13 protein-coding genes are annotated in these 12,955 nt (G+C 46.5%); all 13 read right to left on the bottom strand.

Features of this window, described 5'->3' with window-relative positions; translation table 11 throughout:
• Positions 1–16 precede the first annotated feature (16 nt).
• Positions 17–1,210 (bottom strand): tryptophan synthase subunit beta, encoded by a 1,194-nt coding sequence (gene trpB, locus ICN30_RS05880; RefSeq protein ID WP_216273984.1) that lies wholly within the window; start codon positions 1,208–1,210, stop codon positions 17–19.
• Between the two features lie 32 nt (positions 1,211–1,242).
• Positions 1,243–1,917 carry a phosphoribosylanthranilate isomerase gene (locus ICN30_RS05875; RefSeq protein WP_216273982.1) on the bottom strand — a complete coding sequence of 225 codons (675 nt, stop codon included), beginning with the start codon at positions 1,915–1,917 and terminating at the stop codon, positions 1,243–1,245.
• A 38-nt stretch (positions 1,918–1,955) separates the two neighbouring features.
• Positions 1,956–2,783, bottom strand: coding sequence for a tRNA pseudouridine(38-40) synthase TruA (gene truA, locus ICN30_RS05870; RefSeq protein ID WP_216273980.1), 828 nt, complete (start codon positions 2,781–2,783; stop codon positions 1,956–1,958).
• Positions 2,784–2,791: 8 nt separating this feature from the next.
• Positions 2,792–4,177 carry a FimV/HubP family polar landmark protein gene (locus ICN30_RS05865; RefSeq protein WP_216273978.1) on the bottom strand — a complete coding sequence of 462 codons (1,386 nt, stop codon included), beginning with the start codon at positions 4,175–4,177 and terminating at the stop codon, positions 2,792–2,794.
• The gene (gene asd / locus ICN30_RS05860) at positions 4,177–5,334 is read right to left on the bottom strand and encodes an aspartate-semialdehyde dehydrogenase (RefSeq protein ID WP_216273975.1); all 1,158 of its coding nucleotides are present in this window, start codon (positions 5,332–5,334) and stop codon (positions 4,177–4,179) included. The genes ICN30_RS05865 and asd overlap by 1 nt, the downstream gene beginning before the upstream one ends.
• A gap of 40 nt (positions 5,335–5,374) precedes the next feature.
• Positions 5,375–6,448, bottom strand: a complete 1,074-nt coding sequence (gene leuB, locus ICN30_RS05855) for a 3-isopropylmalate dehydrogenase (protein ID WP_216273973.1) — start codon at positions 6,446–6,448, stop codon at positions 5,375–5,377.
• Positions 6,449–6,471: 23 nt separating this feature from the next.
• Positions 6,472–7,119 carry a 3-isopropylmalate dehydratase small subunit gene (leuD, locus tag ICN30_RS05850; protein ID WP_216273971.1) on the bottom strand — a complete coding sequence of 216 codons (648 nt, stop codon included), beginning with the start codon at positions 7,117–7,119 and terminating at the stop codon, positions 6,472–6,474.
• A 30-nt stretch (positions 7,120–7,149) separates the two neighbouring features.
• Positions 7,150–7,353: a hypothetical protein gene (locus tag ICN30_RS05845; RefSeq protein WP_370626605.1), complete on the bottom strand. Its 204-nt coding sequence runs from the start codon at positions 7,351–7,353 to the stop codon at positions 7,150–7,152.
• A gap of 9 nt (positions 7,354–7,362) precedes the next feature.
• Positions 7,363–8,772, bottom strand: a complete 1,410-nt coding sequence (gene leuC, locus ICN30_RS05840; protein WP_216273969.1) for a 3-isopropylmalate dehydratase large subunit — start codon at positions 8,770–8,772, stop codon at positions 7,363–7,365.
• A gap of 18 nt (positions 8,773–8,790) precedes the next feature.
• On the bottom strand, positions 8,791–10,104 hold the full coding sequence (gene gltA, locus ICN30_RS05835; protein WP_216273967.1) for a citrate synthase: 1,314 nt from the start codon (positions 10,102–10,104) through the stop codon (positions 8,791–8,793).
• A gap of 82 nt (positions 10,105–10,186) precedes the next feature.
• On the bottom strand, positions 10,187–10,456 hold the full coding sequence (locus ICN30_RS05830) for a succinate dehydrogenase assembly factor 2 (RefSeq protein ID WP_216273965.1): 270 nt from the start codon (positions 10,454–10,456) through the stop codon (positions 10,187–10,189).
• A complete protein-coding gene (locus tag ICN30_RS05825) occupies positions 10,453–11,157 on the bottom strand; it encodes a succinate dehydrogenase iron-sulfur subunit (protein ID WP_216273963.1) in 705 nt (234 codons plus the stop codon). The genes ICN30_RS05830 and ICN30_RS05825 overlap by 4 nt, the downstream gene beginning before the upstream one ends.
• Before the next feature lie 17 nt (positions 11,158–11,174).
• Positions 11,175–12,953 (bottom strand): succinate dehydrogenase flavoprotein subunit, encoded by a 1,779-nt coding sequence (gene sdhA, locus ICN30_RS05820; protein WP_216273962.1) that lies wholly within the window; start codon positions 12,951–12,953, stop codon positions 11,175–11,177.
• Positions 12,954–12,955 lie beyond the last annotated feature (2 nt).

The following is a 12,955-nucleotide window of genomic DNA, read 5'->3' as shown; positions in this document are numbered from 1 at the left end:
CGTAAGTGACTTCGAATTAACCTTCGGAGCCAGTAGCTTGTGCGACGGTATGCATATCTTTATCGCCACGGCCAGATAGGTTTACCAAGATGGTTTTATCTTTAGAAAGTGTTGGCGCTAATTTGCAAGCATAGGCAATTGCATGTGAAGACTCTAAAGCAGGAATGATGCCTTCGATACGACAGCAATCATGGAATGCCTTAAGCGCTTCTTCATCCGTCACTGCTACATAGTCAGCACGACCCGAATCTTTTAACCAAGCATGCTCAGGACCAACGCCGGGATAATCCATACCAGCAGAAACAGAATGCGTTTCAGAAATCTGACCATTCTCATCTTGCAATAAGTAGGTGCGGTTACCGTGCAATACACCCGGCTTACCAACACAAAGTGCTGCAGAGTGAAGACCGCTATTTAGGCCATGGCCTGCCGCTTCAACACCAACCAACTTAACTTCTGGGAAATCGATATAGGGATAGAAAATGCCCATCGCATTAGAGCCGCCACCAACACATGCCATGACATAGTCAGGCTGACGCCCTGTCATTTCAGGCATTTGTACTTTGCACTCTTCACCGATCACACTCTGAAAATCTCTGACCATCATCGGATATGGGTGAGGACCCGCCACAGTACCAATGATGTAGAAGGTATCTTCCACGTTGGTAACCCAATCTCGCATTGCTTCATTGAGCGCATCTTTGAGAGTCTTGGTTCCCGATTCAACAGGCACTACTTTTGCACCAAGCAATTTCATGCGAAATACGTTTTGGGCTTGACGCGCGACGTCAACAGATCCTTGATACACAGTGCAATCCAAACCAAAGCGTGCACAAATAGTTGCAGTAGCTACGCCATGCTGCCCTGCTCCTGTTTCAGCAATAATGCGCGGCTTACCCATGCGCTTAGCCAGCATCGCTTGACCAATGACGTTATTAATTTTGTGTGCGCCTGTGTGATTTAAATCTTCGCGCTTGAGATAGATTTGCGCACCACCCAACATCTCACTCCAACGCTTGGCGTGATAAACCGGTGATGGACGACCTACGAAATGCTTGAGCTCGTAATGAAACTCTTCCAAGAACTCTGGGTCGTGTTGGTATTTTGCGTAAGCCGCTTTGAGTTCATCCAAAGCGAACATGAGTGTCTCAGAAACAAATACGCCACCGTAAGGACCGAAGTGCCCTCGTGCATCTGGCTTATCGTACATAAATACCTCTTTTGATTAGTTACAGCAAATTATTAGGTTGATGTGCTTGCGTCTGCGGCTCGCACTGCCTCAATAAACTGCTTCATTAAGGCGTGATCTTTTACACCCTTGCTGACTTCAACGCCACTAGAGACGTCAACCGCGCAAGGATGCAGACGAGCAATAGCTTCGCCCACGTTGTGAACGTTCAATCCACCACTCAAAACGACCCGAGGCGCGTTTGCGCTTATCCATGCTTGTGGAATTCCTGACCAATCAAAAGGAACGCCCCCTCCGCCGTAGCCCTCAACAAGAGCATCTAGCAAAAAGGCGTTTGCATAGCCATATTGTAGGGAAAAATCATCAAACGCGAAGCCGGCCCCAACTCGTGCGGCCTTCATCCATGGCTGCCCCGCGGCTAGGCGCTCACACTCCTCTGGAGACTCATCCCCATGAAATTGCCATAAGGTGATGGATGCGGCCGCCCTAATGGCCTCAAATTCAGCATCAGAGGCGTTAACAACTAGGCCTACGGCATCTACCCCGGCTGGAAGCCTGGAAATCAAAGCGGCTGCAATATTGGGGGTTACTGCCCTTGGACTCGGTGGATAAAAGACAAAGCCAACAGCATCTACGCCAGCAGCAACGGCAGCATCCACATCTGCAGGCGTCTTAAGACCGCAGATTTTGACCCTAGTACGGCCAGGAGAGTTAGTAAGTAAGCCCATATGGGAAATGATAAGGCCTAGAGCAAATAAAGACCTGCCTAGGCGAATACCGCCTTAGGTAGCCAAGAATTTGCAAGCCAAGGCTTTGGGATCTGAAACTCATCCGGATAGGCAATTTGAGCCAAATAGAGTCCAGCTGGCGAAAACGTAGGCGCCGCAATGCTACGGTCTTTTGCTGCTAGTACCTCAGCCATCCACTCAGCTTTTTGCTTACCAAGACCAATTTGGATAAAACTTCCAACTAGATTGCGCACCATATGATGCAAAAAAGCATTTCCTTTGATCTTGAAATACAACCAAGGCTCATTCGAGAAAATCTCGATCGAATACATCGTTTTTACTGGAGTCTTACTTTGGCACTCTGAAGATCGGAATGAGGTGAAATCATGCTCACCAATCAAACATTTGGCAGCTCCCCTCATTGCATCAATATCAAACCAGCGATCTGGTGGAAGCATGACATAACCCGCGCGATCAGCTGCCATTGGTGAGCGGCATTGTCCGGCATGTAATGCGTAGATATAAGTTCGCTCATGAGCAGAATACCGAGCACTAAATTCTTCAGGGACAGCTTGAGCCCAATTAACCACTATCGATTCAGGTAAGAAAGTATTTACACCTCTAACCCACGACCAGTTTTCTCGTTCAACCTCAACATCGAAGTGAACAACCTGGCCTAAGGCGTGAACGCCCGTATCTGTCCTGCCGGCTGTGATAACGCGAATAGGATTCGAATTAACGGCATCGATACCTACAAAAGATGAAATCGCTTTTTCCAATTCATCTTGAATCGTGCTCTGGTTTACTTGAGACTGCCATCCTGAATAGGGGCTGCCATCATATTGAAGGCCAAGAGCGATGCGCATAGTACTGCTTAAGAATTTCTGTGCGATAGCTCAGCCAATAAACCCTGAGCCTCGATCGTAATTGCAGGATCAATTGAGCTACCAATATGGACAATCTCTTGAAGAGACTTCTTTGCAGCTGAAAAATCCTCTATGGTGATGTAAGCCCGCGCTAGATTTAGCTTCACACGAAGAGCATCAGCCAGCGGGTTGACCTCAGCAACTGGAGGCTTGGTAGATTTCTTAACAGGCGTTAAATCCAGATCGATTCCAGCAAATAGTGCTTTTGCACGATCCGGCATTGCACCATGAGCAGGATGATGCTCCTTGGCAGTTGAGGCAACTTTGGGTATTTCAGCTGAAAAATTACGTACCTCTGAACGACGGGCATTCTTGGCTAACAACCACAGCAGAAGACCTGTAAGACCCATTAATATCAAAGCAAAGATTGCTGGTGCAAACCCACCCAAACCAAATGAACCATCAGTTTTTGCGGAGTCTGTTGATTTGCCCTTAGCTTGGTCAAGTAAGCGCTGTAAATCAGCAATATTCTTTTCAAGTTCAGCGACGCGTACTTTTGTCTGCTCAAGCGCTTTTTCTTGGGCAACTAAATCTTCTGTATAGCGGCGCTCTTCAGAGCTGCCTTCAGCACTTGATCCAATTTTGAGACGATCTTTGACTGGGATATCCGCAGCATTCTTTGGTGTACCTGAACCTTGCGCCCCAACCTTTGCATCGCGTTCTGCTAACCACTGGGCATTAGACTCAGCTACAAACTGCTGAGCCTCTGCTGGACTAATCGAGCGCAATAAAGCTTGACTAGGTTGATTGAGTTCAGCGCCCGCCTCTAGGCGATTAATGCTACCGCTAGCAAATGCATCAGGATTCGCTTTAAACAAAGCCATCATAGTTTGATCAAGCGAAGCGCCCTGCAACTGAGGGGCTAACTGGGCTGCGATTTCAGAAAGTGTTTGGCCAGGCCTGACCAGAATTTTCTGCGCATCACCCAAGAGTAATGTAAAGGTTTTGGTGAGGCTTCCCGCCGACCAATTCAGCGTAACCAAGACATCCAAGAATGGATCATCCGTCATTGGCACAGACTCAACTGTCTCCAACAAGACCATCAACCGCTCTTGTTGATTGCGATAAATCATCGCCTGAGGATTCAGGGTGAGGATCTTTTGAGATATCCCCAAACGCTCGTAGGCTGCCTTATTCGCAATCCCAACATTCAAGCTGGAGAGCGCAGATTGCTCATCCACACCAACCCGAATCGGAAACTCCACTTTGAGTGGTTCACCAGGCCTAGAAAGAAGTTTTGGGGAGCCAAGAGAAATGGCTCCTGCAGCACATGACCAACTTAGCCAAACTAAGCAAAGCGCTTTTGCAAACTGAATTTGGCTAAATCTGAACATTAGTGCTCAAGCAAGATGCGGAGCATACGGCGCAATGGCTCTGCAGCACCCCACAAGAGTTGATCGCCAACAGTAAAAGCACCAAGGTATTCAGGACCCATAGCCATCTTATGGAGACGGCCAATGGGTACTGTCAAAGTACCACTAATTGCAGCTGGAGATAATTCACGCTCAGTTGTTTCGCGATCATTTGGAATGACCTTAACCCACTGATTATCGTTCGCCAAAATAGCTTCGATTTCTTTTAGCGGAATATCTTTTTTAAGTTTGACTGTGAGACCTTGTGAGTGGCAACGCATCGCGCCAACTCGAACACACAAGCCATCAATTGGAATGCTTCCAGGAGTTCTAAATGGAGGACGGCCCAAGATCTTATTAAATTCAGCGCCGCCCTTCCACTCTTCCTTAGTCTGACCATTCTCAACAGGAACATCAATCCAAGGAATCAAGCTACCTGCTAGAGGCGTATTGCGGAAATTTTTCTTTGGAAAATCAGGTGAACGCAAAGTCTCAGTAATCTTGCGGTCGATATCCAAAATCCAAGAGGATGGATCGGCTAACTCTGTAGCTACGCTGTCACGCAATGCACCCATTTGCAAAAGTAGTTCGCGCATATTTTGTGCGCCAGCTCCAGAAGCCGCCTGATATGTCATGGCGCTAATCCACTCAACCATGTCAGCCTTAACCAAGCCACCCATCGCCATCATCATTAAGCTAACTGTACAGTTGCTACCAATCCAGTTCTTTCCACCAGCAGCGAGGGCTTTATCAATCACCGGGCGATTTACAGGATCTAAAACCAAAACAGCATCTTCCTTCATGCGCAAGGCGCTAGCCGCATCGATCCAATGACCTTGCCAACCAGCAGCGCGAAGCTTAGGGAAAATCTCATTGGTGTAGTCACCACCCTGGCAAGTCAGAATAATGTCGCAACGTGAGAGCGCCTTGATGTCGTTCGCATCCAGCAAAGTATTTTCACTCTTAGTCACTTTCTGACCGTTCAAGAGTGGCACTTCACCGCCAGCTTGGCTGGTACTAAAAAATACAGGCTCAATAAGATCAAAATCCTTCTCAGCCAGCATTCTCTCCATGAGAACGCTACCAACCATACCGCGCCAGCCAACTAAGCCTACTAATGGAGTATTTGTATTTGCCATGATGAATGATCTATTGAGTGTATTTATGTAAGGTGTTGCGTTATTTTGAAAGAGCGGCAACTACAGCATCGCCCATTTCAATGGTGGAAACTTTTTTAGTGCCTTCGGTATAAATGTCAGCAGTGCGCAAGCCTTGCGATAAGACTTTTTGAACTGCAGCTTCGATTCGATCAGCCTCAGACGGCATACCCAATGAGTAACGCAACATCATGGCGGCAGAAAGAATCGTTGCCAATGGATTAGCGATACCCTTGCCAGCGATATCTGGCGCAGAGCCATGACTTGGCTCGTACAAGCCTTTATTGTTTTTATCCAAAGAGGCGGATGGCAACATACCGATAGAACCGGTTAACATTGAAGCTTCATCAGAAAGAATGTCGCCAAACAAATTACCCGTAACCACGACATCAAATGCTTTAGGAGCCTTGACCAATTGCATTGCAGCGTTATCAACATACATATGTGACAACTCAACATCTGGGTAATCTTTACCCACGCGAATCATGACGTCACGCCACAACTGTGAAGTTTCAAGAACGTTTGCCTTATCAACACTGCATACTTTTTTACCGCGCTTGCGAGCTGCTTCAAAAGCAACACGGCCAATGCGCTCTACTTCTGGCTCGCTGTAATGCATCATGTCATAGCCTTCACGTGCGCCTTTAAACAAAGGAAGCTCGGAAGTACGAATACCGCGTGGCTGACCAAAATAGATATCGCCATTAAGTTCGCGAATAATCAATATGTCTAAGCCGCTGACAATTTCAGGCTTCAGACTAGAAGCAGCTGTTAATTCGTCATAACAAATTGCAGGCCTGAAATTGGCAAACAATTCCAAATGCTTACGCAATCCTAAGATGGCCTGCTCAGGGCGAAGTTCACGAGCTAAGGTGTCGTATTTCCAGTCGCCAACCGCGCCAAACAAAATAGCATCTGCTTTTTTGGCGAGCTCTAAGGTTGCAGGAGGTAAAGGGTGACCGGCCACATCATAGGCGGCACCGCCAACTGGGGCAGTCTCAAGATCAAATTTAGGGCCGAGCGCGTTTAATACCTTAACGGCTTCAGCAACGATTTCCGGGCCGATACCATCGCCCGGTAGGACTGCAATTTTCATGAAAGGCCTTTAACTCTATAAAACTACGGCAGTTGTGTCGCAAGCCAAGGCATCTTAAGGATGCGCTCAGCTTCGTAAGCCTTGATTTTATCTGCATGTTGCAGGGTTAAGCCAATATCGTCTAAGCCGTTCAGCAGACAATGCTTTCTGAATGGGGCCACATCAAAGCTATAGGCGGTCCCGTCAGGGGTAATGACTTGCTGCGCTTCCAGGTCAATAGTGAGCTGATAGCCACTAAAAGCCAGGGTTTCATTGAATAAATGGTCTACCTGTATCTCCGAAAGAACAATCGGCAGAAGGCCATTTTTGAAGCAATTGTTGTAAAAAATGTCTGCAAAGCTAGGTGCTATGACCGCTCTAAAGCCATACTGATCCAGAGCCCAAGGCGCATGCTCGCGGGAGCTACCGCAACCAAAGTTCTTACGAGCAAGCAAAATACCTGCACCCTTATATCGCGGCTGATTTAAAACAAAATCTGGGTTAATTGGGCGGGTGCTGCAATCCTGACCAGGCTCGCCATGATCTAAGTAGCGCCACTCGTCAAATAAATTCTGACCAAAACCTGTTTTCTTAATTGATTTTAAGAATTGCTTCGGAATGATGGCATCGGTATCCACGTTCTCGCGATTAAGCGGAGCAACCAACCCTTTATAAACCGTAAATTTTTCCATAATGATCTTTGCTGAATATTGACTGCGCGTTTACTTCACCGGCGTCACAACAACATCTTTCCCTTTAGTCTGGGATTGATTGGTATTAGCAGAATTGCCACCCATAGAATTACCCATGGTTTGCATATCTTTGCCAAGACCTTCCATCGTATTGCTACAAGCGGCAAGCACCACTCCTGCGATAGCAACGATAGTTAATTTTTTAATCATTGTGAAAGAAGACCATTTAAACACTGTAATTCCTTAAGAAATCTTACGAACATCAACAAAGTGACCTTCAATTGCAGCAGCAGCAGCCATTGCCGGACTTACTAAATGCGTTCTTCCGCCATTACCTTGGCGACCTTCAAAATTACGATTAGAAGTGGATGCGCAACGCTCACCCGGCTCAAGGCGATCAGCATTCATTGCTAAACACATAGAGCAGCCAGGTTCGCGCCATTCAAAGCCAGCAGCCTTAAATACACGATCCAAACCTTCACGTTCAGCCTGAGCTTTTACCAAGCCAGATCCAGGAACCACCATAGCCAATTTGACGTTAGCAGCAACTTTCTTACCGAGGCGATCAACAACCTTGGCAGCAGCACGAATATCTTCAATGCGACTATTAGTGCAGGATCCGATAAACACTTTATCAATCGAAATATTGCTCAATGGCGTATTTGGAACCAACCCCATGTACTCAAGTGCACGCTCCATTGCGGAACGTTTATTCGCATCACGCTCTTTTTCAGGATCAGGAACACGATCGCTAATAGACAAAACCATTTCCGGTGATGTACCCCAAGTTACCTGAGGGGCAATCTCTTCAGCACGCAACTCTACGACAGCATCAAACTTTGCATCCACATCAGAATGCAAAGTGCGCCAGTATTGCAATGCATGACGCAAAGCTTCACCCTTAGGTGCGTAAGGCCTGCCTTGAATATATTCGATAGTAGTTTCATCAACAGCTACAAGCCCAGCACGTGCGCCCGCCTCAATCGCCATGTTACAGAGGGTCATGCGACCTTCCATAGACAAATTGCGAATCGCTTCACCTGCAAACTCAATTGTGTAACCGGTGCCGCCCGCAGTACCAATCTTGCCAATGACAGCAAGCACGATATCTTTTGCAGTGGAGCCTGGCTGAAGGCGTCCATCCACCTTCACCAACATATTCTTACTCTTTTTCATGAGCAAAGTTTGGGTGGCTAATACGTGCTCCACTTCCGATGTACCAATACCAAATGCGAGTGCACCAAATGCGCCATGAGTACTCGTGTGCGAATCACCACAAACAACAGTCATACCCGGCAAAGTTGCGCCCTGCTCTGGCCCAATAACGTGAACAATTCCTTGGCGGAGATCGTTCATTTTGTATTGAGTAATGCCAAAGGCATCACAGTTTTGATCCAGTGTGTCTACTTGTAATTTAGAGATTGGATCCGTGATTCCTTCAGAGCGATCTGTCGTTGGAACATTGTGATCTGAAACCGCCAAGTTGGCAGAAATACGCCAGACTGGACGGCCAGCTAAATTTAATCCTTCAAAAGCCTGAGGGCTTGTCACCTCGTGCAATAACTGACGATCTATATAAATCGTCGCCGTGCCGTCTTGTTCAGAATAGACGACATGGTCATCCCACAATTTGTCGTAAAGCGTGCGTGACATGTAATCCCTCTAAAGCTTTTATTTACGTACAGTAATGTTAGGAACCTTGCGTGAAGTTTCTCCAACATACAACTGACGTGGACGACCAATCTTGTACTCAGGGTCAGTGATCATTTCTTCCCACTGTGCAATCCAACCTACTGTTCTTGCTAAAGCAAAAATACAAGTAAACATTTCAGTTGGAATACCCAAAGCGCGCTGAACAATTCCAGAGTAGAAATCGACGTTTGGATAAAGCTTACGGCTTACAAAGTATTCGTCTTCCAAAGCAATCTTCTCAAGCGTCATTGCCAACTTGAATAATGGATCATTCTCAAGGCCCATTTCTTTTAAGACTTCATGGCAAGTTTCACGCATGAGTTTTGCGCGCGGGTCAAAGTTCTTGTAAACGCGATGACCAAAGCCCATCAAGCGAACGCTAGAGTTCTTGTCTTTGACTTGAGCGATAAATTCATGAATCTTATCTACGCCGCCATTTGCCTGAATTTCATTCAGCATCTGTAAGCAAGCTTCATTGGCGCCACCGTGAGCTGGGCCCCATAAACAAGCAATACCAGCAGAGATTGCAGCAAATGGGTTAGTTCCAGAAGAGCCACACAAGCGAACTGTTGAAGTAGAAGCATTTTGCTCATGGTCAGCATGCAATGTGAAGATGCGATCCAAAGCGCGAACCAATACTGGGTTGACTTTGTACTCTTCACATGGAGTAGCAAACATCATGCGCATGAAGTTGGCTGTATAGGACAGCTTATTGTCAGGGTAGATAAATGGCTGACCTACAGAATATTTATACGCCATGGCAACCAAAGTTGGCATCTTCGCAATCAATCGAATCTGAGCAACTTCACGAGCATGCGGCTGGCTGTAATCAATCTCGTCATGGTAGAAAGCGGCCATTGCACCAACTAAACCAGTCAATACTGACATTGGATGCGCATCGCGACGGAATCCGCGCAAGAAGAACTGCATTTGCTCATGAACCATCGTGTGATGCATGACCAACTCTTCAAAATCTTTTTTCTGAGCAGCATTTGGCAATTCGCCATTCAACAACAAGTAGCAAACTTCTAAGAAGTCGCAATTGTGTGCGAGATCTTCAATTGGGTAACCGCGGTAGAGCAACTCACCTTTATCACCATCGATGTAAGTGATCTTGCTATTGCATGAGGCTGTAGACAGAAAACCTGAATCGTAGGTGAACTTACCGGTTTGACCGTAAAGCTTACGAATATCAATTACGTCAGGACCTATCGTGCCTTTATAAATTGGCAAGTCGATATCTGGTGTGCCGTCCGAAAACGATAATTTTGCCTTGATGTCCGATTCAATCATTTCTAATCCTTAGTCATTCAAATTGATGATTAATACACTATTTGATCATGCGTCCGCACTACTGTTGCACCAAAATGCTGAATTACTTCTGTCTCAGCTTTTGTAATACCGCCCTAAATGGGGCTTCTTGTGATTCTTTCTCTAGCGCCGGTACAGAATCTTTTCGACCAATCAGTAAATCCATCAGGTCATTGTCTTCTAAGGCCAGCAACTGAGTTAATACTTTTCCATCTTCTGCATTTAGTTGAGCGCCGTAACGCTCAAAAAAACGCTGCAGAATTAAATCGTTTTCAAGCAAGCCTCTACGGGCATCACTCTTTAAGCGATATAACTCTGCATTTGTAAGGGTCATACTGCCCTACGAACCATCAACTCCTTGATCTTTCCAATTGCCTTGGTCGGATTCAAATGCTTAGGACATACATCCACGCAATTCATGATGGTATGGCAACGGAATAAACGGTATGGGTCTTCCAAGTTATCCAGACGCTGCGCAGTTTCTTCATCGCGGCTATCAGCAATAAAGCGATAAGCCTGCAACAAACCAGCAGGACCAACGAACTTATCTGGATTCCACCAGAAAGATGGGCATGATGTTGAGCATGATGCACACAAGATGCACTCATACAAACCATTCAACTCTTCACGCTCTTCAGGACTCTGGAGACGCTCTTTTTCAGGAGCTGGATTATCGTTTACCAAGTAAGGCTTGATAGACAAGTATTGCTTGAAGAACAAAGTCATATCCACAATCAAATCACGCACGACTGGCAAGCCAGGTAATGGGCGTAATGTGATTACTTTAGGCAAGGTCAACATATTAGTTAAGCAAGCCAAACCATTCTTGCCGTTGATATTCATAGCATCAGAGCCACAAACACCTTCGCGGCATGAACGACGATATGAAATTGTTTCGTCTTGTTTCTTTAAAGAAATCAAGGCATCCAACAACATGCGCTCACCAGTCAACTCAAGCTCATAACGCTCCATGCGTGGAGCAGCATCGACATCTGGATCGTAGCGGTAAATTTCAAATATACGAATATCACTCATTTTTAATTTCTCTTCGCTTAGAAAGTACGTTCTTTAGGAGGGAAAGACTCAACCGTCAATGGCTTCAGAACAACCGGCTTGTAGTCCAGGCGATTGCCTTCGCTATACCAAAGCGTGTGCTTCATCCAGTTGTTGTCATCGCGATTTGGGTGATCATCGTGCGAATGAGCACCACGACTTTCTTTACGTGCAGCCGCAGAAATCATAGTTGCATTTGCAGCTTCAATCAAATTGGCAACTTCCAAAGCTTCGATACGTGCTGTATTGAAAATCTCTGACTTGTCTTTGAGCCACAAATGTTTAGCGCGCTCAGTCAACTTCGCCATTTGACGAACACCTTCGTCCATCAACTCTTGGTTACGGAATACACCAGCAAATTTCTGCATAGTCTTACGAATATCATTCGCAACGTCTTGCGCATACTCACCAGATGTTGAATTATCAAGAGCGGCAATACGAGCCATTGTTTGCTCACCAGCGTTTGCAGGCAATGGTTTGAATTCGCGATTCTTGAGATCCATCGCAACAATGTGATTACCCGCCGCGCGACCGAACACCAGCAAGTCGAGCAATGAGTTTGTGCCCAAACGGTTAGCACCGTGAACAGATACGCAAGAGCACTCACCAATTGCATACAAACCATTAACGATGTCGTTATGTTTGCCGTTAGCAGGCACAACCACTTGACCGTTGATGTTGGTAGGAATGCCGCCCATCTGATAGTGGATAGTTGGCACAACCGGGATTGGCTCTTTAGTAACGTCAACGTTAGCAAAGTTAATACCGATTTCATATACAGAAGGCAGACGCTTCATGATTGTCTCGGCACCGATGTGGGTCAAATCCAGAACCACATAATCACCGTTAGGGCCACAACCGCGCCCTTCTTTAATTTCTTGGTCCATTGAGCGTGATACGAAATCACGTGGGGCCAAATCTTTCAGCGTTGGCGCATAACGTTCCATGAAACGCTCGCCATCTTTATTGCGCAAGATACCGCCTTCACCGCGGCAACCTTCTGTCAACAATACGCCCGCACCAGCTACGCCAGTTGGGTGGAATTGCCAGAACTCCATATCTTCCAATGGAATACCTGCGCGTGCTGCAAGACCCATACCGTCACCGGTATTAATAAATGCATTAGTAGATGCGTCCCAAATACGACCGGCACCACCAGTAGCCATCAATACAACTTTGGCTTCAAGGATGTAGACCTGGCCTGTTTCCATTTCGAGTGCAGTTACACCAACGACATCGCCTGCATCATCACGAATAAGGTCAAGCGCCAACCACTCTACAAAGAAGTTTGTTTTAGCGCGAACGTTGCGCTGGTACAAAGTGTGCAACATTGCATGACCGGTACGGTCGGCTGCAGCACAAGCGCGTTGAACTGGCTTCTCACCATAATTTGCAGTGTGACCACCGAATGGGCGCTGATAAATCGTGCCATCAGGATTGCGGTCAAATGGCATACCAAAGTGCTCGAGCTCATAAACAGCCTTAGGAGCTTCGCGACACATAAATTCGATCACATCTTGGTCACCCAACCAGTCGGAACCTTTGATGGTGTCGTAGAAGTGATAGTGCCAGTTATCTTCACTCATATTACCCAGTGATGCACCGATACCACCCTGTGCAGCAACAGTATGTGAGCGAGTTGGGAAAACTTTAGTTAATACCGCAACGTTCAAGCCAGCTTCTGCTAATTGCAAAGAAGCGCGCATACCTGAACCACCTGCACCAATAATTACCGCGTCGAAACGGCGGCGTGGCAATGCTTTTTTAATCGCAGTCATGA

This window comes from Polynucleobacter sp. 31A-FELB, from assembly GCF_018882405.1.
GTDB lineage: Bacteria > Pseudomonadota > Gammaproteobacteria > Burkholderiales > Burkholderiaceae > Polynucleobacter.
Note: the sequence above shows the minus strand (reverse complement) of the source record. Positions and strands in the feature narration are given on the sequence as shown.